The sequence below is a fragment of the Microbacterium sp. WCS2018Hpa-9 genome (assembly GCF_031843745.1).
Classification (GTDB): Bacteria; Actinomycetota; Actinomycetes; order Actinomycetales; family Microbacteriaceae; genus Microbacterium.
In genome coordinates this window covers 170,204-191,473 of record NZ_JAVTIY010000004.1, presented here as the reverse complement: position 1 = coordinate 191,473, position 21,270 = coordinate 170,204, and the positions used below count along the sequence as shown (strand labels likewise).

General features: G+C 69.2%; 21 protein-coding genes. 11 read left to right on the top strand and 10 right to left on the bottom strand.

Annotated elements, in window-relative coordinates; all coding sequences use genetic code 11:
• Positions 1–138: 138 nt before the first annotated feature.
• The 3 genes from RQG82_RS10270 to RQG82_RS10260 all read right to left on the bottom strand — a co-directional run bounded on the left by RQG82_RS10270 (position 139) and on the right by RQG82_RS10260 (position 2,676).
• Positions 139–615 (bottom strand): adenylyltransferase/cytidyltransferase family protein, encoded by a 477-nt coding sequence (locus tag RQG82_RS10270; RefSeq protein WP_311258989.1) that lies wholly within the window; start codon positions 613–615, stop codon positions 139–141.
• Between the two features lie 116 nt (positions 616–731).
• Complete coding sequence (locus RQG82_RS10265) at positions 732–1,391, bottom strand: response regulator transcription factor (protein ID WP_311258988.1); 660 nt, start codon at positions 1,389–1,391, stop codon at positions 732–734.
• Positions 1,384–2,676 carry a PspC domain-containing protein gene (locus tag RQG82_RS10260; protein WP_311258987.1) on the bottom strand — a complete coding sequence of 431 codons (1,293 nt, stop codon included), beginning with the start codon at positions 2,674–2,676 and terminating at the stop codon, positions 1,384–1,386. The genes RQG82_RS10265 and RQG82_RS10260 overlap by 8 nt, the downstream gene beginning before the upstream one ends.
• A gap of 114 nt (positions 2,677–2,790) precedes the next feature.
• On the opposite strand from RQG82_RS10260, the gene RQG82_RS10255 reads away from it, so the two are divergent.
• The gene (locus RQG82_RS10255; protein WP_311258986.1) at positions 2,791–4,329 is read left to right on the top strand and encodes a PspC domain-containing protein; all 1,539 of its coding nucleotides are present in this window, start codon (positions 2,791–2,793) and stop codon (positions 4,327–4,329) included.
• Complete coding sequence (locus tag RQG82_RS10250) at positions 4,326–4,709, top strand: hypothetical protein (RefSeq protein ID WP_311258985.1); 384 nt, start codon at positions 4,326–4,328, stop codon at positions 4,707–4,709. The genes RQG82_RS10255 and RQG82_RS10250 overlap by 4 nt, the downstream gene beginning before the upstream one ends.
• Positions 4,710–4,754: 45 nt before the next feature.
• Here the strand turns inward: RQG82_RS10250 and RQG82_RS10245 are convergent, their stop codons facing one another.
• Positions 4,755–5,798: an NAD(P)-dependent alcohol dehydrogenase gene (locus RQG82_RS10245; protein WP_311258984.1), complete on the bottom strand. Its 1,044-nt coding sequence runs from the start codon at positions 5,796–5,798 to the stop codon at positions 4,755–4,757.
• A gap of 131 nt (positions 5,799–5,929) precedes the next feature.
• Here RQG82_RS10245 and RQG82_RS10240 point away from each other — a divergent pair, with 131 nt between their 5' ends.
• The 3 genes from RQG82_RS10240 to RQG82_RS10230 are packed head-to-tail and all read left to right on the top strand — an operon-like array spanning position 5,930 to position 8,431.
• The gene (locus tag RQG82_RS10240; protein WP_311258983.1) at positions 5,930–6,628 is read left to right on the top strand and encodes a DUF2306 domain-containing protein; all 699 of its coding nucleotides are present in this window, start codon (positions 5,930–5,932) and stop codon (positions 6,626–6,628) included.
• A gap of 4 nt (positions 6,629–6,632) precedes the next feature.
• Positions 6,633–7,748, top strand: a complete 1,116-nt coding sequence (locus tag RQG82_RS10235; RefSeq protein ID WP_311258982.1) for a histidine kinase — start codon at positions 6,633–6,635, stop codon at positions 7,746–7,748.
• A complete protein-coding gene (locus RQG82_RS10230) occupies positions 7,745–8,431 on the top strand; it encodes a response regulator transcription factor (RefSeq protein ID WP_311258981.1) in 687 nt (228 codons plus the stop codon). The genes RQG82_RS10235 and RQG82_RS10230 overlap by 4 nt, the downstream gene beginning before the upstream one ends.
• Positions 8,432–8,445: 14 nt before the next feature.
• Here the strand turns inward: RQG82_RS10230 and RQG82_RS10225 are convergent, their stop codons facing one another.
• The 3 genes from RQG82_RS10225 to RQG82_RS10215 are packed head-to-tail and all read right to left on the bottom strand — an operon-like array spanning position 8,446 to position 12,385.
• A complete protein-coding gene (locus RQG82_RS10225) occupies positions 8,446–9,666 on the bottom strand; it encodes an acyl-CoA dehydrogenase family protein (RefSeq protein ID WP_311258980.1) in 1,221 nt (406 codons plus the stop codon).
• Entirely contained in the window at positions 9,666–10,892 is a 1,227-nt protein-coding gene (locus RQG82_RS10220; protein ID WP_311258979.1) for an acyl-CoA dehydrogenase family protein, read from the bottom strand. Before RQG82_RS10220 ends, RQG82_RS10225 begins: the two co-directional genes overlap by 1 nt.
• On the bottom strand, positions 10,889–12,385 hold the full coding sequence (locus RQG82_RS10215) for an LLM class flavin-dependent oxidoreductase (protein WP_311258978.1): 1,497 nt from the start codon (positions 12,383–12,385) through the stop codon (positions 10,889–10,891). Before RQG82_RS10215 ends, RQG82_RS10220 begins: the two co-directional genes overlap by 4 nt.
• Before the next feature lie 180 nt (positions 12,386–12,565).
• Here RQG82_RS10215 and RQG82_RS10210 point away from each other — a divergent pair, with 180 nt between their 5' ends.
• From RQG82_RS10210 to RQG82_RS10195, 4 genes are all read left to right on the top strand, one after another.
• Positions 12,566–13,906 (top strand): sugar ABC transporter substrate-binding protein, encoded by a 1,341-nt coding sequence (locus RQG82_RS10210; RefSeq protein ID WP_311258977.1) that lies wholly within the window; start codon positions 12,566–12,568, stop codon positions 13,904–13,906.
• Entirely contained in the window at positions 13,899–14,810 is a 912-nt protein-coding gene (locus tag RQG82_RS10205) for a sugar ABC transporter permease (protein WP_311258976.1), read from the top strand. The genes RQG82_RS10210 and RQG82_RS10205 overlap by 8 nt, the downstream gene beginning before the upstream one ends.
• Positions 14,803–15,624, top strand: a complete 822-nt coding sequence (locus RQG82_RS10200) for a carbohydrate ABC transporter permease (RefSeq protein WP_311258975.1) — start codon at positions 14,803–14,805, stop codon at positions 15,622–15,624. The genes RQG82_RS10205 and RQG82_RS10200 overlap by 8 nt, the downstream gene beginning before the upstream one ends.
• Before the next feature lie 248 nt (positions 15,625–15,872).
• Positions 15,873–17,396: an Ig-like domain-containing protein gene (locus RQG82_RS10195; protein ID WP_311258974.1), complete on the top strand. Its 1,524-nt coding sequence runs from the start codon at positions 15,873–15,875 to the stop codon at positions 17,394–17,396.
• Positions 17,397–17,474: 78 nt separating this feature from the next.
• Here the strand turns inward: RQG82_RS10195 and RQG82_RS10190 are convergent, their stop codons facing one another.
• Entirely contained in the window at positions 17,475–18,017 is a 543-nt protein-coding gene (locus RQG82_RS10190) for a small multidrug efflux protein (protein WP_311258973.1), read from the bottom strand.
• A gap of 155 nt (positions 18,018–18,172) precedes the next feature.
• Here RQG82_RS10190 and RQG82_RS10185 point away from each other — a divergent pair, with 155 nt between their 5' ends.
• A complete protein-coding gene (locus RQG82_RS10185; protein WP_311258972.1) occupies positions 18,173–19,396 on the top strand; it encodes a histidine kinase in 1,224 nt (407 codons plus the stop codon).
• Positions 19,393–19,995, top strand: a complete 603-nt coding sequence (locus RQG82_RS10180) for a response regulator transcription factor (protein ID WP_311258971.1) — start codon at positions 19,393–19,395, stop codon at positions 19,993–19,995. Before RQG82_RS10185 ends, RQG82_RS10180 begins: the two co-directional genes overlap by 4 nt.
• A 207-nt stretch (positions 19,996–20,202) precedes the next feature.
• On the opposite strand, the gene RQG82_RS10175 is transcribed toward RQG82_RS10180, so the two are convergent.
• Entirely contained in the window at positions 20,203–20,898 is a 696-nt protein-coding gene (locus RQG82_RS10175) for a cation transporter (RefSeq protein WP_311258970.1), read from the bottom strand.
• Positions 20,898–21,230 carry a metalloregulator ArsR/SmtB family transcription factor gene (locus RQG82_RS10170; protein WP_311258969.1) on the bottom strand — a complete coding sequence of 111 codons (333 nt, stop codon included), beginning with the start codon at positions 21,228–21,230 and terminating at the stop codon, positions 20,898–20,900. The genes RQG82_RS10175 and RQG82_RS10170 overlap by 1 nt, the downstream gene beginning before the upstream one ends.
• Positions 21,231–21,270: the final 40 nt, after the last annotated feature.

Below are 21,270 nucleotides of genomic sequence, written 5' to 3'. Positions count from 1 at the left end.
ATGCGGTGCTTGACCTACGCAAGGAGTCGTGAGGGTGGCTGCTCGTCGACACGCTTGCGTGCGACGTGCTGACGTCAAGGACGGAGCATGACAAGTCCCGTCAGATCGGACAACGGGGGCGCACCGATAGGTCGTCGCTCAACCTCTCGCGACTCGCTCGGCTTCCTTCGCGGCGACGATCTTTCTGAGGCCGGAGCTGGAGAAACGGTGGTCCCTGCCGTTGAAGTGCAGCTCGATCCCGCTCTCTTCGCAGTACGTGCGTCCTGTGAAGTCGCGATCCTGATACTCGTCGCCGATGATGCGGACGTCGAGCTTGAACGAACGAAGGATGTCTTCCAGATCCTGCTCTGTCGAGTAGGGCACGATCTCATCGACGTACTGACATCCGCGGAGCTGGATGTAGCGCTCGACCACCGTTTGGGTCGGTGCATTCTTCTCGGGGCGATCCAGAGTCGGGTCCATCTGAAGCCCGCAGATGAGGTAGTCGCACTGGCGCTTCGCCTCGGCGAGCATCATGATGTGCCCCGCATGAAGCAGATCGAACGTGGAGAAGGTGATTCCCACTCGCGGTCCAGGGTTGTAATCCTGCCGCTGGATCGTGGTCTCGTCCGACATTGTCTCTCCCTCTGCTGACAGTTCCGACACGACTTTACTGTTCTTGCTCGCGCGCTCGTCGAGCCGGGGTTGAGACCTATCCACGAGGTGCTCCTCGCGACGAGGAGCGCCCCCCACTAGAGCAGTCGGCGCTGCGAGGCCCAGACCGTGAGTTCGTGGCGTGACGACAGCTGCAGCTTCCTCAGCACGGATGACACGTGCGTCTCGACCGTCTTGATCGAGATGAACAGCTCTGCGGCCACCTCTTTATAGGCGTATCCGCGAGCGATCAGCCGCATCACCTCCTGTTCGCGTGCAGACAGCCGATCGAGTTCGTCGGTCGTCGTGGCGATCTCGCCGGCCACAGCGCCGAACGCGTCGAGAACGAACCCGGCGAGCCGCGGCGAGAACACCGCATCCCCGCCCGCGACGGCGTGCACTGCGCGGCTGACCTCCCCGCCCGATGAGCCCTTCGTGATGTAGCCGCGCGCGCCGGCGCGGATCACCCGCACGACGTCTGCTGCGGCATCCGACACGCTCAGCGCCAGGAACCGGGCCGTCGTCGGCAGCGAGCCGCGGATCACCGATTCCCCGCCGGTGGAGTCGTCGCCGCTGCCACCGGGAAGATGCACGTCGAGCAGCACGACATCGGGCACGGTCTCGCGGATCATCGCGATCGCCGACGGCACGTCGGCTGCTTCTCCGACCACCTCGACGCTCGCATCGAGATCGGCGCGGAGCCCCGAGCGGAAGATCGAGTGGTCATCGACGATCACGGTCCGGATGCTGTCAGCCACGATCGTCTTCGTCCTCGCCTGTGTTGGCCCGCGTATGAGGCACCTGCGCGTTCGCCGCGCCTCGCGGCACTGTCGACAGCCGCAGATGCACCTCGGTGCCGTTCTCGTCGCTGCGCACGGTGCCGGAGCCCCCGGCTCGTCGCATCCGCCCGATGATCGACTCCCGCACGCCCAGGCGGTCGCCCGGCACGTCGTCCAGTCGGAAGCCGGCGCCGCGATCGCGCACGAACACGTCGACGTCTGTCGTGGTGCCCTCGATGTAGACCGAGACCTCGCCCGTCGCGTGCCTGGCCGCATTCAGCATCGCCTCGCGCGCGGCCGCGGCGAGTTCGCCGCTCGCACGCTCGGTCGAGAGACCGGCAGACACCACCTCGATCCGCACCGGGTAGTCGAGCTCGAGGCCCCCGGCGTAGTCGCGCAGGTCGGTCGCCAGATCGCTGTCGGCCGGGGCATCGCCGTCGTACAGCCAGGCTCGCAGCTCGCGCTCCTGCGCCCTCGCGAGCCGAGCAGCCTCGCTCGACGCTCCCGCCCTGTTCTGGATCAGTGCGAGGGTCTGCAGCACAGAGTCGTGAAGGTGCGCGGCCATCTCGCTGCGCTGCTCCTCGCGGATGCGCCGCACACGTTCACCCGCCAGGTCGCGCCACCGCGGAATCAGGGTCGACAGCAGGACTGCGAGGATCCCGGCGAGCGGCACCAGCACGAGCGCGACACCGGTGCTGCCGACCGGCCGGGTCAGGAGCAGACCGAACAGCATCGCGAGGAGTGCGACCGAGAGGATCCTGACGAGCATGGTGTGTCGGGGGCCGCGGGCGGTGTCGGTGCGATCGATCAGAGTCGCCCACAGTCCGGCGCCGGTCGCGAGCCCCACGGTGCCGAACACGACGACGGCCGCGGCATCCGACGGGACCGTCCCCGAGATCCAGTCGCTGCCTCCCCGCCAGAAGAGCACGATGAGCATGCCGACGACGGCGGGGGCGAGCAGCATCCAGGCCACCGGCACTCGTCGCGACGGGGTGCCGTCGCCGTCGGCCCACGGCGTGAACGCCCAGCACCAGGCGTAGAGCAGGATGCCGGCCCCGCCGCACATCGTGAGAGCGATGAACAGCGCACGGATCATCCACACCCGCACGCCCAGGTGACGGGCGAGACCGGCGCTGACGCCTGCGACCAGGCAGTCGCGGTCGCGCGTCAGCGCCGGACGCGGCTCATGCCGGGGGTCTTCTCCCGCCCGCTGCGACACGGCGGTGCGAGCGGGTCGCGCAGAGGCGGTCGCGGAAGAGGGCATGTCGACATCCAATCATCCGCCGCGTGGATCCGGGGCCTCCCCGGGCGAGAATCAGGGGCCGCTCAGGGGTTCACCCCATGGCAGACAACCGACCGGGGGAGACAGGATTGACGCATGACGATTCCGACTGCGCCACCGCCTCCCGCCGACCAGGTCGGCACTCCGAGGCCGACCGTTCCGCACGGCGCCGAGCGCTTCCTCCTGTGGGTCGCCGGTCTCGGCGTCGCCCGCTCAGACGGGTGGCTCGGCGGGGTCGCCGCCGGCATCGCCGCCCGGCTGCGCATCGACCCGCTGATCGTGCGCGGCGTGCTCGTAGTGGCCGCGCTCTTCGGCCTGCCGGTGATCTTCCTCTACGCCCTGGCCTGGGCGCTGCTGCCGGATCTCGACGGCCGGGTCCACGTCCGCGACCTGCTGCATCGGGACTACCAGCCCGTGCAGCTCGGCCTTCTGGGCATGGCCGTCGTCGGGCTGATTCCTACGGCTCCGCTCACCGGACGCCTGTTCGGGTTCGGCTACGAGAGCTGGTCGGCGCTGGCGGTGTTCAGCTGGATCGTCGGGCTGGTCATCGTGGGCGGCCTGCTCTTCCTGATCGTGCGTGCTGCAAGCCGCACCCCGGGTGCTTCCGCGCCTGATCTGCCGGTGGCTTCCGCAGATCAGGCGGCCCCGGAGGCATCCGTTCCCCTCAGCGGTTCGGGTACCGCTGAGGGGACGGATGCCACATTCGCATCCGTTGAGTACACTGCGCCCGCCGCGTTCATCGACGACGCCCCGCCTGCACCCCCCGCGCCTCTGCCCTCTGGAGTGCAGGACCCCGCTGAAGTCGCCGCATGGCGCGTCCAGCATCGGGCGTGGAAGGAGCAGGACCAGGCGTGGCGCCGGCGGCAGCAGGATGCCGAGCGCATGGCCCGCGATCAGGTCAGACGCGAGCGTCAGGCGGAGGCCGCGGTGTTCTCCGCCGAGGCCGCGGAGCGTCGCCGCATTCGTCGCGCCTCCCGCCCGCGCGCCGGCTTCGCGATCGTCGCCTCGGTCATCGGCCTCGCCATCGTGGTCGGCGCCCTCGTCGGCCTCGGCAACGACGACGCCGCAGTGGGCGGCGCACTCGGCCTGCTGTCGGCCGCACTGGTGCTCGCGGTCGGGATGATCGTGGCAGGTGCCCTCCGACGGCGCAGCGGCTTCCTCGCATTCACGACCGTGCTGACACTCATCGCGGGACTGGTGGCCGGCGGGTTCTCCGCCTTCCAGGGCATCAGCGTCGGCTGGGCATCGATCTCGAACAACGAGGCGGCACTCGTGCGCCAGCCGTTCGGCGAGCTCTACATCTCGCTCAACCAACATGATGACGCTCCGCGCCCGATCGTCGTGGAGAAAGGTGCCGGCAGCACCTGGATCTCGGTCGACCCCGGTGTGCAGCTGCAACTGCGGGCGACTGTCGGAACCGCCGATGTGAGCTGGACGCGGGTCGAGGCCGGCACCGGCACGATCGTCGACAGCGGCACATGGACGGCGACAGAACGCGGCGGCGACTCGGTCGTGGCCGAGACGATCTCGGCCGAGAACGCGCCGACGACGACCGTGCAGCGCGTGACCATCGCGCAGGACAGCGGCGAGATCAACATCACCCTCATCGAGGCTGAGGAAGAGGACGAGCGATGAGCACTCAGACGACCACCGAAGCGACGACCACCGAAGCGGCGACCGCCGCATCCGCGATCCACACCGAGACCGTCACCCCGCCGCGCACGCGCTGGGCGGCCATCGTCTGGGGGCTCCTGTTCGCCGCGGTGGCGGCGACCTCGCTCTGGCTGATCGCCGACGATGACCGCCGCTCGGGCATCGCCGACTGGGCGCTCACCCTCACCCCCGTCACGATCAGCACTCTGATGATCCTGACCATAGGCGTGCTCGTGCTCGTCACCGGCGCGTCCGCATTGCTCCGGACGGTGCAGCGCCGAGCGGTGCAGCGCCGAGCGGTGCAGCGCCGGACGACCGCCAGCGCCCCGCGGCATCCGATCGACGACCCTTCGATCGACTAGCCCGAGACGCGCCGCGAGTCCGGCTTCAGCCAGAGAACCGGGCGCCTACGCCGCTCCTTCCGCCTCGAGGCGGGCGAGGCGGGCGGCGTCCGGTTCCGGGGGAGTGATGCGCAGCACGACGTTGCCCCGCTTGCGTCCGGTGTCGACGTAGCGGTGCGCCTCGACGATGTCGGCCAGGTCGAAGGTCCGGTCGATGACGGGCTGGAAGCGACCCGAGTCCGCGAGGCTGACGAGGTACGCGAGGTCTTCCGCACCGGGCTTGCCGACATTCCAGGTGACGAGCTTGCCCGAACGACGGGTGTGCCAGCGGCTGCTCAGCATCGACCGCAGATCGCTGATGACCAGCAGCAGCGCTCCGCCGGGGTTGATGAGCGACTTCACCCGGCCGAAGGGTGCGTTGCCGACGCAGTCGACGATAACGTCGTACGTGTCGCCTCCCGTCGTGAAGTCCTCTCGGGTGTAGTCGATGACCCGGTCGGCGCCGAGCGACGTGACCAGCTCGGCGTTGCCGCCGCTCGTGACGGCGGTGACGTCGGCCCCGAGCTCTTTCGCGAGCTGGATCGCAGCGGTGCCGACCGCCCCCGATGCTCCGTTGACGAGCACCGAGGTGCCGGGGCCGATCGCGACCTGGGTGAAGAAGCACTGCGCGGTGATGCCGCCGAACACCAGCGTCACCGCCTCCTCGAAGGACATCGTGTCGGGAGCCCGGGTGACCGGGCCGTCGGCGGGCAGGCAGACGTACTCGGCGTGACCGCCGAACGCTCCGCCCGTCGAGGCGATGACCCGGTCGCCGGGGGCGAAGGCGGTGACGCCCGATCCGACCGCCGCGATGACGCCCGCGGCGTCCATGCCCAGGATCGGCCGGCTGGGGCGGAACACGCCGAGCCCGATGGCGGCGAGCATCCCGAGGCCGGCCGGGATGTCCCGAGCGCGGGCCCGATGGTCGCCGACGCTCACCGTGCTCGCGTGCACCCGGATGAGCACTTCGCCGGGTTTCGGCGAGGGGATCGCACGCTGATCGAGGTGGACCTCCTCGGGGGCGCCGAAGCGGCGATAGACGGCCGCGGTCATGGTCGTGTCAGTTGTCATGTCTCGATGCTCATCGTCTCGGAGATGCGCGTCATCGGCCGAGAGGTCCGGATCCGGTCGGCCGAAAGTACGGTTCCGAGTCCGTGCCGACGGCCGATGTCCTGGCCGCGCGATCAGACGAGCATCGAGACATGTCGCAACAGATGAAGGCCGCCCGCCCGAGTGTCGAGCAGAGGGAGGAGCGTCGGCGAGCGAAGAGCGGATGGCTGGCGATCACCGGCCTCTTGCTTCTCAGCGCACTCCCCGTGCTCGGCGGGGTGCTTCGCCTGCGGGAGGTGAGCGCGGAACCCGCAGAGACGCTCCTCCTGGCGTCGACGGTGGCGATCGTCGCGCACATCGTGGCGATGACCGCATACTGCGTTCTCGGGGCATTCCAATTCTCACCGGCACTGCGCACACGGCGTGGGTGGCATCGCATCGCCGGCCGCGCGCTGATCCCCGCCGGATTCATCGCGGCGATCTCAGCAGCCTGGCTCGCGGTCTTCTTCGGCGGCCCCCCAGACGAGCTCGCGCTCGCGATGGTCCGCCTCGTCTTCGCCGTGGCGATGACACTGTTCCTCGTGCGGGCAGTGATCGCGATCAGACGTCGCGACTTCGTGGCGCACGGGGCCTGGATGACGCGCGCCTACGCGACCGCCGTCTCAGGTGGAACCCAGGCCCTCGTCTTCGCGCTGTGGACGATCCCCCTCGGCGAGGTCGACGCCTTCGGGGAGGCCTGGCTCGTCGCCGTGGGTTTCGTGATCAACAGCATCGTGGCGGAGCTGCTCATCCGGCGACGTTCCGTCCTCCGGACGCGCGGGGTGTCGCGCCGTGGTGCGCTTGTATCATGACACCGTGACCGGGCTCGTGCGTTCCGCGTGGGGTGCGCCGAGCGCTGTGCCCCCTCCGCCGCCCCGGGTCTGGCGGGATGGGGTTCTTCTGGCCCTCGTCGCAGTGCTGGCCGTGGTCGAGGGCTCACTGAGAACCGACCTGTCGCAACCACTGCTCGCAGTGATCGCGCTGCTCGCGGTGCTGCCGACCGTGCTGTGGCGCCGCACGAAACCGCTCCTCATGCTCATCATCGTGATGGTGCCGCTCGATCTTCTGCTGCCAGACTCGGCGCTGTATTCGAGCCTCTTCGTCCTGGTGATCGTGTACTCCCTGTACCGCTGGGGGTCAGGTCGCGACCTCGTGCTCGGGTCGGGCGTGCTTCTCGTGAGTCTCGGCCTCACGTTCGCTCGCGGGGAAGGCTTCGATGAACTCGTCGGCGGGTTCGCGCTGCTGCTCTCGGTGGCTCTGCTCGGCATCGCCTTCCGCTATCGGGCAGGGTCCCGACAGCGCAGCCTCGATCGCATCCGGATGCGGGAGCGCGAGCACCTGGCCCGTGATCTGCACGACACGGTCGCCCACCACGTCTCGGCCATCGCGATCCGCGCCCAGGCGGGCATCGCGGTGGCGGCGCGAGACCCGCGCGCCGCGCAGGACGCGCTCGGCGTGATCGAGGCGGAGGCGGCCAAGACCCTGAGCGACCTGAGGTCGATGGTGCGAGTGCTGCGGCAGGGCGAGACGGCCGAGCTCGCGCCGAGCCCTCGGTTGGACGACATCGAGCAGCTCGCCGGAACGAGGCCCGGCGGCGCGGCAGTCGTCGTGGAGGTCGAGGGGGATGATGACAGCATCCCGCCGCCCGTGGCTGCCGCGGTCTTCCGTCTCGCGCAGGAATCGGTGACCAACGCGCTCCGTCACGCGCGGCAGGTCACCCGCGTTGACGTGCGAGTGCAGGCCGACGCGGGCGGGGTGCGGCTGAGTGTGACGAACGACGGAGACGTCGCCGCCTCGCCCACGCCCGGCTTCGGCATCATCGGAATGATGGAGCGTGCTGCCCTGCTCGGCGGCGCCTGCCAGGCCGGCCCCGCGTCCGGCGGCGGCTGGGTCGTCACCGCGGTGCTGCCCCGGGTCGGGTGGGCACCGTGACCATCCGCGTGCTCGTCGCCGACGACCAGGAGCTCGTCCGCACCGGGCTGAGCATGATCCTCGGCGCCCAGCCCGACATCGAGGTCGTGGGTCAGGCGGCCGACGGCGACGAAGCGGTCGCCCTCGCCCGCAGCCTGCGACCGGACGTGTGCCTGTTCGACATCCGGATGCCGAACCTCGATGGAATCGAGGCGACCCGGTTGCTCGCCGGCCCTGGCGTGGATGACCCGATGGCGGTCGTCATCATCACGACCTTCGACCTCGACGAGTACGTCTTCGCGGCGCTGCGTGCCGGCGCCAAGGGCTTCCTGCTCAAGGACGCAGGGTCAGAGCTGCTCGCCCAGGCGATCCGCGCTGCGGCGAGCGGGGATGCCCTGATCGCCCCCAACGTCACGGTGCGACTGCTCGAGGCCTTCGCCGGGTCGGCGCCAGCTGCACCATCGCCGCAGCCGGTCGAGCCGCTCACCGAGCGCGAAGAGCAGGTGCTCGCGAAGGTCTCGGGTGGCCTGAGCAACGGCGAGATCGCGCGCGAGCTGTTCATCACCCTCAGCACGGTGAAGACGCATGTCGCAAGCCTCATGACCAAGCTCGGCGCCCGCAACCGCGTCGAGATCGCCATCTGGGCGCACCAGACGGGGCGCATGCGCGCACGAACCACCGGTGAAGATTCTCAGAATCGATGACGGCGGACGCGGCCTCAGCGCTCAGCCGCACTCGCCTCCAGAACCTTCGCCTGCCCGACCGACCAGACGAACTCGGGTGTCCGGCCGTTCACGGCGTGGTCGCCGAGCTGTCGGGCCTTGAAGATCCACGGGTTGTGCGATGACACCGTGCGGGCGTTCCGCCAGTGGCGGTCGAGAGCGGTGCCCGACCGCACGGCAGAGGCGCCGAGCGTGTCGAACAGGCGAGAAGCCGCACGGGGCACCAGGTCGGTGAGCACGATCTGCGCCTGCGCAGAGAGGAGTTCGGCCGCGACCACGGCGTCCTCGGTCTCCGGCGTACCCAGCACGTCTGCTGCGTGCTGCACGGCGCGTGCGACATCGAGCACGAGCGCCCTGGCCGTCGCGCTGGTCGCCGTCAGCTCTCCGACGATCTGCAGGATCTGAGGGTCGTCGGCCACTCGTTCGGCGCTGCCGTGGCTGTAGGTGCGAGTGCGTGCCCGCACCTGAGCGACCGTGTCGCGCTCGATCGCGGCGGCGATCCCGGCCAGCACCGACAGCAGCGTGAGCTGATAGACCGCCGTCTGGAAGGGGAATCGCGAGGTGAACGGCTCGACGTCGTCTTCGTCGACCGAGGCGTCCGTGAACACGGCCGTGCCGGTGCCTGTCAGCGGCTGCCCGAAGCCGTCCCAGTCGTCGGAGATCTCCACTCCGTTCTGATGCCGCCGGATGAGCGCGGTGACCGTCGTGCCGTCGAGATCGACGGTCGCGTCGATCCACTCCGCGAAGATGCTGCCCGTCGTGTAGAACTTGCGTCCGTCGACGCGCCAGCTGCCATCGGGGCGCCGGGTCACGCGCGTCGCGTTCGTGCCCACTGCGGCCGCGCCATTCTCCGACCACGCATTGCCGACCAGCTCCCCGTCGGCGATGCGGTCGAGCCAGCGGGAGCGACGCTCGCTCGGCACCGCAGCCAGAATGTGCTCGACGTAGGCGATGTGGCCGCGAAAGATCTGCGGGAGGTTCGAGTCGGCCGCGGCGAGCTCGATCAGCACCTCGGCGAAGGAGGGCCAGTCGAGCCCGAACCCGCCATGCTCGATCGGCAGCCTGAGTCGACCGAAGCCCGCGTCGCGCAGGGCGGCGACCTCGGTGAACGGCAGCTCGTGATCCTGCTCCCGCGAGACCGTGCCCGCCCCGATCTCGGCGAACACAGGGCGCAAGCGCTCTCTGACGGCATCGAGCCGCCGCCTCTGCTCGCCCATCAGGTGTACAGCGAGATCGGCTGGAGCTCGCCGTTCAGCGTCCAGGCGCCGACCTCGAGCTTCTTGTAGTCGATCGGATCATGCAGCGAATGCGTGCGGATGTTCCTCCAGAACAGGTCCAGCCCGACGTCCGCGCGGGCCGAGCTCGAGCCGGTGATCTCGAAGATCCTGTTGGCGACCTCGATGCCGACCTCGGTCGAGACGACCTTGACCTTGGCGATCTCGATGGCCAGCTCGCCTCGGCGCTCTGCCGTGACGCCGTCTCCTTCATCCACGACCTCGTCGAAGAGACGCCCGGCGCGGTCCGCCAGCGCCTCGACCGCCGCGATCCGTGACGCGAACTCGCCGACGACGCGCTGCACGAAGGGGTCGTCGCGGTACGAGTCGGCCTGGCTGAGGAACCAGGCGCGCGGACGCGCACGGACGATGTCGATCCCTCGAGCGAGCGCTCCCTCGGCGACACCGAGGTAGAGGTTGCCGAAGGCGAGCTGGGCGCCCGGCGTGATGAGCGTCGAGAACGGCTCGTCGCCGAGCTCGCCGAGCACGTCGTCTGCCGAGACGCGCACGTCTTCGAAGCGGACCGACCCGCTCGCCGACAGCCGCTGTCCCAGCGCATCCCAGTCACCGAGATACCGGATGCCGTCGCGGTCGTGATCGAGCACGACGAACAGCACCTGACCGTCGCGCTCGCCGCCGCGGACGAGCGCGGCCGCCAGCACGACATCGCCTGCCGAGGCGCCGGTCGAGAAGCGCTTGAGGCCGTTGAGCCGATACCCCTCGCCGTCGGCGGTCAGCTCGAGGTCGGGGTCGGTGGGGTTCACGGAGTCGCCCCACACCCACCGACCCTCCGTGGTCTTGCGGTGCCACGCCTCCTGCACCGACGGGTCGGCTGCGAAGCCGATGTTGCCCGAGTTGATGTAGTGGTACGCGAGCACCTGGGCGACCGAGGCGTCGGCGCGGGACAGGATGCGGATGACGAGGAAAGCCGTCTCCCAGTGCGCGCCGCCACCCCCGAACTCGGCGGGCTGCAGCAGCGTCACCAGCCCCGCATCGCGGAGCAGGTCGAGCTCGACCGACGGGTCGTGATTCGCTCGGTCGCGCTCCAGTGCGTCGCTCGCGAGCTCGGCGGCGACGCGCTCAGCGATGCCGCGCCAGTGCGCGCGCTCCGCGGCATCCGCCGTTCCCGTCCAGCGACTGCGGTCCGTGGTCTCTGCGATGACGCTCATCGGGCGCCCTCCTTCTCGGTGAGTTCGGTCAGTTCGTCGAGTTCGTCGGAAACGGAAGCGGCAGCGACCGCCGCATCCACCAGCGGCCCGCCGAGCGTGCCGTCCAGGGCCGACGCACCGCCCGCGTAGGCGCCGCGATAGGTGTGCGCGGGATGCCACTCCGGCACCACGGGGGAGCCGTCGCCGCTGAGTCGCCCGCGCAGCGTGCCCTCGGGGTAGTCGTCCCACGTGCGTCCGCGGCGGCGGAGTTCGGGCACGAGATGATCGACGATGTCCTCGAACGACCCCGGGGTCACGACGTAGGCGATGTTGAAGCCGTCGACGCCGCCGACCTCGACCCATCGTTCGAGCTCGTCAGCCACGGTCTGCGGGCTGCCCACGATGACGGGACCGATGCCGCCGATCCCGACGTAGTGGGCGATGTCGCGCGGTGTCCACTTGCGCTCGGGGTCGGCCTTGGTGAAGACCGAGAGGGCGGATCGTCCGGCATCCGTGTCGACGTACTCGAGGGGGACGTCGGGGTCGTACTGCGACAGGTCGAGTCCCGTCCATCCGGCATACAGCGCCAGTGCGCCCTCGACCGAGACGTAGCGACGGTAGTCATCGAGCTTCGCCTGAGCCTCTTCGTCGGTCGCCGCGACGACGACCGTGACCAGGGTGAGGATCTTGACCGAATCCCGCGGGCGCCCGAGAGCCTCGGCGCGATCGCGTATGTCGTCGGTGACCGGACGCGTCGCCTCGGGGCGCAGTCCGTTGATGAAGATCGCCTCGCCGTGCTTCGCGGCGAACTGGCGTCCACGCGGGGAGGCACCCGCCTGGAACATCACGGGCGTGCGCTGTGGGCTGGGCTCGGCGAGATGGATGCCGGGAACCCGGTAGTGCCGCCCCTCGTGGCCGATCGGGTGCACACGCGACGCATCCGCGAAGACGCCGGCCTCCCGGTCGCGCAGCACGGCCGCGTCCTCCCACGAGCCCTCCCACAGCTTGTACGTCACGTCGAGGAACTCCTCGGCGATCTCGTACCGGTCGTCGTGGGCGATCTGCGTGTCGAGTCCGAGGTTGCGTGCGGCGGAGTCGAGGTAGCTGGTGACGACGTTCCACCCCACCCGGCCACGAGTGAAGTGGTCGAGGGTCGAGAACCTGCGGGCGAGCGCGTAGGGCTGCTCGTAGGTGGTGGCGACGGTCACGCCGAATCCGAGGTGGTCGGTCGCGTGCGCCATCGCGGAGATCTGCACGACGGGGTCGCCCAGGGGAACCTGCGTCGCATCACCGAGCGCCGTCGCGGCAGAGTCGCGGTAGACGTCGTACGTCCCGAGCACGTCGGCGATGAAGATCGCATCGAACCTGCCCCGCTCGAGGGTCTTCGCGAGATCCACCCAGTAGTCGAGGTCGTGGTACCGATCGGCCTCGTTCTCGGGGTGTCGCCAGAGTCCTGGAGCCTGGTGAGTCACGCAGGTCATGTCGAAGGCGTTCAGGATGATGCGGCGTGACATGGTGCTCCTCAGGAGATCGGGGACTCCGCGACCATAGCCACTCGAGCAGTGCTGCGACACGCCCGATGACTCTTCGCGTCGCTCCACGACGAACTGTTACGGCCGCGATGCGGCGGCCCTCCTCCGGCTCCTAGCGTGAGCGCCGATCTGCTTCCCCGACCCGACGCCTGAGGAGCCCCCATGTCATTCCTTCCGAGCCGCAGCGGACGCCGCGTCCTCCTCGGTGCCGCCGCGCTGACGGCCGCGACCATCGTCGTTGCAGGCTGCGCGAGCCAGAGCCCCGAGCCCGGCGGTGCGGGTGCCGACGGGGACTTCTCCGGCCAGACCCTGAACGCGCTGCTCATCACCTCGCATGAGGGCGCGGGCAACTGGCTCAAGGAGCACTTCGAGGAGGAGACCGGAGCCGAGGTCAACCTCACGATCGTCCCCTACGACGAGATCGGCTCGACCCTCGCTCTCGATCAGCAGTCGGGCGCGAACACGTTCGACGTCGCCGCTCCCTGGTACGTATCGATCGGGGACCTCGCCGAAGGCGGCTCCATCCAGGACCTCACCGACTGGATCGACGAGACCCCATCGCTCGACACCGACGACTTCATCCCCTCGATCAACGACCCGTACACGCTGGTGGGCGACCGCCGGTACGGCCTGCCCTTCGACGGCGACACGCACGTGCTCTTCTACAACAAGGAGATCCTCGAGCGGAACGGCATCACCGAGCCCCCCGCGACCTGGGACGAGTACCTGGCCGATGTGAAGACCATCACCGAGAACGAGGGCGATGACGGCGTCTACGGGTCGGCGATCTTCGGGCAGAAGTCCCCGCTGATCCTCGGCGCCGCCTACGCGAACCGGCTGGCCGGCTTCGGCGGCGAGTTCGTCGATGAGGATGGCAATCCCACGATCAACTCCCCGGAGGCGGTGGCCGCTGCCGAGGCGCTGGTGGATGCGGTGCCCTACGCCTTCCCGACTGCGGCCGAGACCGACTTCGGTGTCGGCAACGGCGCCTGGTACGACGGCAAGGTCGCCTTCATCGAGAACTGGACCGATCTGGGAGTCGGTTCCGAGACGAACCCCGATTCGAAGGTCGCAGGCAAGTGGGGCGTCACCACGTTGCCCGTCGGCGGCGAGAACACCGAAGCGCGGGCCTCACTGGTGGCCGGCTTCACGTGGGTCGTCGCCGCGAACACCGAGAAGACCGATCTCGCCAAGGCATTCATCGAGTACGCCGCGTCGAGCGAGGTCAACTCCGAGCTCATCGTCGCCGACCCGCAGACGGGCATCGACCCGAACCGCGAGTCGTCGCTCGAGAGCGAGGCGTACGGCGAGACCTACCCCGACCTGCAGCGGGTCAATCGCACGACGCTGAGCGACTCGCTTGCGTGGCCCACCGGGGAGAACGCCTCGCAGGCGGCGCAGATCCTCACCGACGAGCTGGCGAAGCTCATCGCGGGTGAGGGCGGCACCGCCCAGGAGACGCTCGACCGAGTGCAGGCCGAGTGGGAAGAGATCCTTGGCTGACGCCTCGTCGATCCGCGTGCGGAGCGCCCGCTCGTCCGGCCGAGTGCCGAGACGGACGGGCGCCTCCGCGCTGCTGCTCACGACGCCGACCATCCTGTCGATCGTCGTGCTCGGGGCGTATCCGCTCCTGTTCGTCCTCGCTGCGGCGTTCACCGACTCGACGCTCGGGCGACCCTTCCAGGAGTGGGTCGGCACGGCGAACCTCGAGACGATCCTCACGGATGCCGACGTCGTCGCCTCCTTCGTGCGGACGGTCGTCTACGCGGTCGTCGTGGCCGTCGCGAGCGTCGTGCTGGGGGTCGCCATCGCGGTCGCATTGGAGCGGTCGACCCGCTCGGGCGCCGTCGTCCGCACGCTGCTCCTGCTGCCGCTGATCACTCCGCCGGTGGTGGTGGGCACCCTGTGGAAGCTCGTGTTCAACCCCGGCGGCGGTCTTCTTTCGACCGTGCTGCCCGGCATCTCACTCGCACCGCTGTCGACCACGGCGTGGGCGCTTCCCGCGATCGGTCTCGCCGACGTCTGGCAGTGGACGCCGTTGATCGTGATCCTCGTGTACGCCGCCCTGCTCACGCAGGATCCGTCGGTGCGAGAGGCCGCGTCTCTCGACGGCGCCCACGGAGTCGGCCTGTTCCGCAACATCACGTGGCCCGCGATCGCCGGCACGGTGATGGCCGCGCTCTTCATCCGGCTCGTCGTCGCGCTGAAGGTCTTCGATCTCGTCTTCGTGATGACGTCGGGCGGGCCCGGCCAGGCATCCACCGTGACCACGTATCTCATCCAGCAGGTCGCTCTGAAGGAGTTCGACCTCGGCCGGGCATCCGCGATCACGATCGTCTTCGCCGTCATCGTCACGGCGGTGACTCTCGTGGTGGCGGCGTTCGCACGAAAGGCCCGACATGACTGATCGAAGAAGAACCCGCCTGCGTCCCGTCGCGAGCAGCGTGCTCTTCGTGGCGCTCGCCGTGACCCTGGTTCCGCTCGCCTATCTGTTCTCGGTGTCGCTGATGGGTCGCGATGAGACCGTCTCGGGTGTGCTGTGGAGTGCCGATCCGCACTGGTCGAACTGGGGCGAGGTGATGGCGACCGACATTCCGCGTTCGATCCTGAACTCCCTGGCCGCGGCTGTCGGCGGTGCTGCCGTCTCGCTCGTCATCGCCGTCCCCGGCGCCTGGGCGATCGTGCGCCACAACGCCGGTGGCCGCACGCTCGCCGCGACCCTGATGAGCCCCTGGCTGCTTCCACCGATCGTCGCGGTGGTGCCGCTGCTGACGCTCCTGCGATCGGTGGGGCTGAACAACACGCTCCTCGGACTCACGCTCGTCTACGCGCTCGTCAACGTTCCCGTCGCCGTCTGGCTGCTGGAGGGCTTCATCCGCCGGCTCCCGGTGGAGATCGAGGAGGCGGCGCGGATCGACGGCGCAGGCACCCTGCGGATGCTGTGGTCGGTCGTCGTGCCGCTGCTGCTGCCGAGTCTCGTCGCGATCGGGATCATCGTCGCGATCCTCAACTACAACGAGTTCCTGCTCGCGACCTTCCTCACACAGAGCGTGGACTCGCAGACCTTCCCGGTCGCGCTGTCGTTGTTCTACGGAGACCGCACGCCGCACTTCGGCAAGATCGCGGCAGCGTCGTTCATCGGCGTGATTCCCGTCTTCGCCGCTGCCGTGTTCTTCCAGCGCTGGCTCGTGGGGGGACTGACCGCCGGCGCCGTGCGCTGAGGCAGGAACCACGCATCTCCATCAACGCATCCCGGTATATCGGAGTTATATACCGGTCGCCGCGTAATCCCGGGGCCTTTTCCTGATCTCTTAGATGAGTCGCGACTGGGAGCGACTCGAATCGGATGGGGAAGACGATGACTGGGGAGCGTGGTTTCGTGCGTGCGCGGAGAAAGACGACAAGCGGGGCGAGGACGGCTGGGGGAGCGAAGGGTCGAGGGCGGGGCATCGCGTCGATCATCGTGGGGATGGTCATGGCGCTGGCGGGGCTGGCGGGGTCTGCGGTGCCTGCCGCCGCGGCTCCGACGGTGACCTATCCCGGCGCGATCGGCAGCGTGTCGCTCGAGAATGAGAACGGCGGCGGGCCGCTGGTGCAGTGGCAGACCGTGCGGATCTCGGGCGAGTGGTCGGTGCCGGCCGGAGCACAGGCGGGGGAGACCTTCGGGATGACGCTTCCCGCCGAGTTCAGTCGGCAGTCGGCGGGGGAGTTCACCATCTCAGATCCGGAGACGGGTCTGGTCATGGCGAGCTGCGTCGTTGCGGCAGGTGACGGGCCGGACATGGTGTGCACCCTGACCGAAGCGGTCGAAGGGCTCGAGGAGGTCGGCGGCTCCTTCTGGATGGAGGCGAAGGCCTCGCAGACCACGACCAGCGAGACGGTCGAGTTCGACCTGGGCGACACGGTCGAGATCGTCGACCTGCCGGGTGACGGGGGAGTGGTGCCCGAGGATCCTGCCGAAGAGGAACAGCCCTACAAATACGGTGGGCAGACCGCGACTGACGGACTGCTGATGTGGGTCGTCGGGATTCCGAGCAGCTATGTCGACGACGGCACCATCACCATCACGGACACGCTCGATGCAGGACTCTCGGGGCACCATTACACGGGCGACGTGCGCCTGGCTCAGCGCGCGGTCGTGAACGGTGCGCTGGTCGGGGACTGGCGCGACGTCGATCCTTCGGCCTATGCGATCGATCTGGCAGACGACGGACGCTCGTTCGAGTTCGTGGCCTCCGGTCTGCCGGCCGGAGGATTCGCGTACGAGCTGGTCTACTTCACGCAGGCAGACGCCCCCGTGGCCGAGGGCGACATCTTCGGCAACCACGCGATCGTCGACACCTTCGAGACGTCCGCGTCCCACACGGTCGTCGAGTCCGGAGGAGGCGACGGCAGCGGTGTCGCCTACACGACGTTCTCGATCACCAAGCAGGTCACGGGCGCGCAGGCGGATGCCGCACGCGACGCGACCTACACGGTGCGGTACTCGATCAAGGGGTCGGATGCCCCGGCCGTCACGATGTCGGTTCCGGTGGGGGAGCCGGTGCTCAGCGCGCGTGCGCCCCTCGGATCGACCTTCGTGATCGAGGAGATCGATCTGCCCGAGATCACGGGCGTGACGTGGGGCGAATGGACGATCGTCGGCGAGGGCGTCGTCGAGGGCGACGACGGCACCTACGAGGTGACGCCGGGAGCCACCGCCGGCGTCGAGCTCACGCTCACCAACATCGCCAACCGGGTGCCGGTCGTGACGCCGACCCCGACGCCGACCCCGACTCCGGTCGTGACGCCGACGCCGACTCCGACTCCGGTCGTGACGCCGACGCCGACTCCGGTTCCGACGCAGACCCCGGTCGCGGCGCCCGGTGGGCTGGCTCTGACGGGAGGCGAATCCGGTGCGGCGTTCCTGTCTCTCGCATTCGCACTGATCGTCGGCGGTGGACTGGTCACAGGTATCGCCGCGAAGCGCCGGTCGAGCGCCGGACGTCGCTGACCCTCGACACGCACAGAAGCCCACCCGCTCTTCGCGGGTGGGCTTCCGTGCGTCCGGCGCTGGCGCTGGCGCCGGGGCTCAGCGGATCGCGTAGACGGCGCCGCCGACGATCACAGCCACGATCGTGGTCCAGCCGATGATCGCGACAGCCTGCCAGATGAGGATGCGGACCTTGCCGACGCCCGCTGCCGCGAGCATCGTGGCCGTGAAATGCGTGGGCAGCAGCAGAGGGCCGAGCAGGCTGACGCCGGGCACGCCGTAACGCTCGAAGGCCCGCTGGAACTTCTCGCGGCGGGCGCTGCCACGGTCGGAACCCGCGGCGTCCGCAGGCACCGTCTCGACCGCTCCGCCGCCGGCGACCACAGCCTGCCGGCTGCGCGAACGGTTCACGATCGCGGTGCGCGCCCCCGAGCTGGCGATGACGAGCACGGCGACGCAGAGGAAGTTGCCGATGATCGCCGCGATCGCCGCGATCACAGGATGGATGCCGCCGATGATGCCGATCGACACGGCACCCTCGCCCTCGATGAAGGGGATCGCCCCTGCGAGGGCGACGATGAGCGGCTGGACGAGTTCGGGCACCTGGGCGACGAAGCCCTGGAAGGTCTCGATGAGATTCATGGGGTGGCTCCTGCCGGTCTCTGCGTCGGTGTCTCCGACGCGATGCATCCAGTTCATCGCTTCTCGCCGAGCCGCGGCAGTGTCGGAGCGTCACTGCTTTCCGGGTGGTTCGCCCGCGGCATCCGTGACATGTGTCACGCCCGTACTCTGGGGGCATGAGCAGCACTTCTCCGGTCGCCGACCACTTCGGTGACCCGCCGCCCGGCGCGCGTCAACTCGCCCGGGGCATCACCGCCACGTGGTGGTACACGTTCTCGGCCGTCGTCTTCATCGAGCTGTTCCTGGTGCTGGTCTGGACGCTGCAGGCCCTCGCCGTACCGGGCGACGTGACAGCTCCGTTCATCGTGGGTCTGGGTGGCCTCGTCTGGTGGGCCTCGACGATGGTGCTGCTCGCCGGCTACCGCCACCGGCTCGATGCCGAGCCCGGCATCGCCTGGACGCGCATCGCGCTGCCGCTGCTGACAGCCGTCGCCTACGGAGTCGTGGCCGGACTCGTGATCGACAGCTGGCTGCTCGCGCTGATGCCCCTCGCCCAGTCGGTGGTGCTGCTCAACTGGCCCAAGGGCATCCGACTGCGGATCGTCGTCCTGACCACTCTGCTGCTCGTGCTCCTCGCCTTCGTCGACGCGGCGAGGGGTGCTGCGGACATCGACGCGGTCGGCTGGATCCCCGCGCTGTACGCGATCATCATCCCGGCGATGTCGGTGAGCTCCCTCTGGTGGTGGGATGTGCTGGTCACCGTCGACCGCGCCAGGGCCTCGGAGTCGAGACTCGCAGCGACGCAGGAGCGCCTGCGCGTGGCCACGGATGTGCACGACCTGCAGGGGCACCACCTGCAGGTGATCGCTTTGCAGCTCGAGCTGGCCGAGCGTCTCATGGGGATCGATCCCGATGCGGCTCTGGAGCAGCTGCAGGCAGCCAGAGTGAGCGTCGACGAGGCTCGGCAAGGCACCCGCGATCTTGCGACGCGCTTCCGTTCGGTGCCGCTGGGAGACGAGGTCGCGAATGCGCGAGACCTTCTCGCCGCGGCCGGCCTCGACGTCGAGGCCGACATCGCCCCCGACGCCGATGATGCACCGTCGTCGGCCCTCGGGCCCGTGATCAGGGAGACCACGACCAACGTCCTGCGGCACGGCGCCGGGCGCCGCGCCCGCCTCGCGCTCCGCAGGGTCAGCGACGGCTGGCGCTACGAGGTCGCGAACGATGTGGTCGCGGGCGTGGGAGGAGAGCCGGTGGGCTCGGGGCTCGACGGAGTGAGACGCCGCATCTCGGAGGCGGGCGGAACGCTGGAGATCCGGGAGGATGCCGGTGAGTTCCTCGTCTTGGTGACGGTGCCGGCATCTGAGATGCCGCCTGCTGACGGGGAGGGGCGGAGATGATCCGGGTGCTTATCGCCGACGATGAGGGCATGATCCGTTCGGCCCTCGCCGCGCTGCTGCGCCTCGAGGGAGACATCGAGGTGGTGGCCGAGTGCGCCGACGGAGAGCAGGCGCTCGCTGCCGCGCTCAGGTTGACGCCCGACGTCTGCCTGCTCGACCTCGAGATGCCGGGGCTCGACGGTGTAGAGGTCGCTGAGAGACTGAACCGGGCCATTGCCACCCGCTGCGTCGTGGTCACCCGCCATGCCCGCCCCGGAGTGCTGCGACGCGCGCTCGCATCGGGCGTCGCGGGCTTCCTGCCGAAGTCCCGAGGTGCCGATCAGGTCGCCGACGTGATCCGCAGGGTCGCGGCGGGAGCTCGCTACGTCGACCCCGAGATCGCGGCCGACGCGCTGAGCGATGAGCGGTCGCCCCTCACCGATCGCGAGCTCGACGTGCTTCGTGCAGGTCGTCGTGGTGAGACCACGACCCAGATCGCGAGGGCGCTGTCACTCGCTCCGGGCACGGTGCGCAATCACATCTCCGCGGTGCTCGCGAAGCTGTCGGTCGGCACGCGTCAGCAGGCCGTGCTGATGGCCGAGGAGCGCGGCTGGATCTGACGCCGGGGCTCCGCACCTGTGAAGACCAGGAGGGCGGGTGGGGCGGTGGGAGGTGCCCCACCCGCGAGCCGCTCAGAAGGGGAGAGTGCGGCCCAGACCGGAAGCGGGCTCGTATCCCCCCAGGCCGGCTTCAGGTCTCACGTGCAAGACCCCGAAGTCGGCCGAAAGTGACGCCGAGGTCGGGATCTCGCTGAAGTTCTCTCGAGGTCAGTGCTCGTGACGCGCGTCGTGGTCGTGCGCGTGACCGGCGTGCTCGTCGTGCTCGTCTTCGAGGATCATGCCGACCGAGGTGGCGCAGGCGTCACCCTTCCAGGCTTCGAGGCCCTCTCGAACGGCGAAGATCGCGATGACGAGTCCGGCGACGGCATCTGCCCACCACCAGCCGAACAGGCTGTTGACGGCGAGTCCGATGAGCACAGCGGCCGACAGATAGGTGCAGATCAGCGTCTGCTTCGAGTCGGCGACCGCCGTGGCGGATCCGATCTCGACACCCGCCCGTCGCTCGGCGAACGACACGAGCGGCATGACGACCACGCTGAGCGCGGTCAGCACGAGACCGACCGTGCTGTGCTCCGGCCGTTCGCCGCCGAGCAGAGACAGCGCCGACGACGCTGCGACATAGACCGCGAGTGCGAAGAACGCCACGGCGATCACTCGCAGTGGGGGCTTCTCCCAGCGCTCGGGGTCGCGGCGGGTGAACTGCCAGGCGACGGCGGCGGCCGACAGCACCTCGATGCTCGAGTCGAGTCCGAAGCCGATAAGTGCGGCAGAAGACGCCGCCGACCCTGCGGCGATCGCGACGACGGCCTCGATCACGTTGTAGACGATCGTGAACGCCACGATGAGCCGGATGCGGCGGTGCAGCGTCGCGCGCCGGTCAGGGGTGAGAGTGGTCGCCGACATCAGCAGCTGCACCCGTCTCCGTCGCAGCAGTCGGGTTCGACGATCAGCATGACGCGCATCAACTCGTCGAGGGCTGTGGCGAGGTGCGGGTCTGCGAGCGCATAGCGGCTGCGGCGTCCGTCGGGGACGCTCTCGACGAGTCCGCATCCACGCAGGCAGGCGAGGTGGTTCGACAGGAGCTGACGGCTGACCCCGAGCTCGTCCGCGAGATCGGAGGGATAGGCGGGTGCCTCTCGGAGTGCGAGCAGGATGGCTGCCCGAGTCGCATCCGACAGCGCATGCCCGAGGCGAGCGACGGCGGCGGTGTGGGTGGGTGAGGCGGTGAGGGTCACGGTCCAACAGTACACAGAATCCTGAATTCAGCCAATCCTG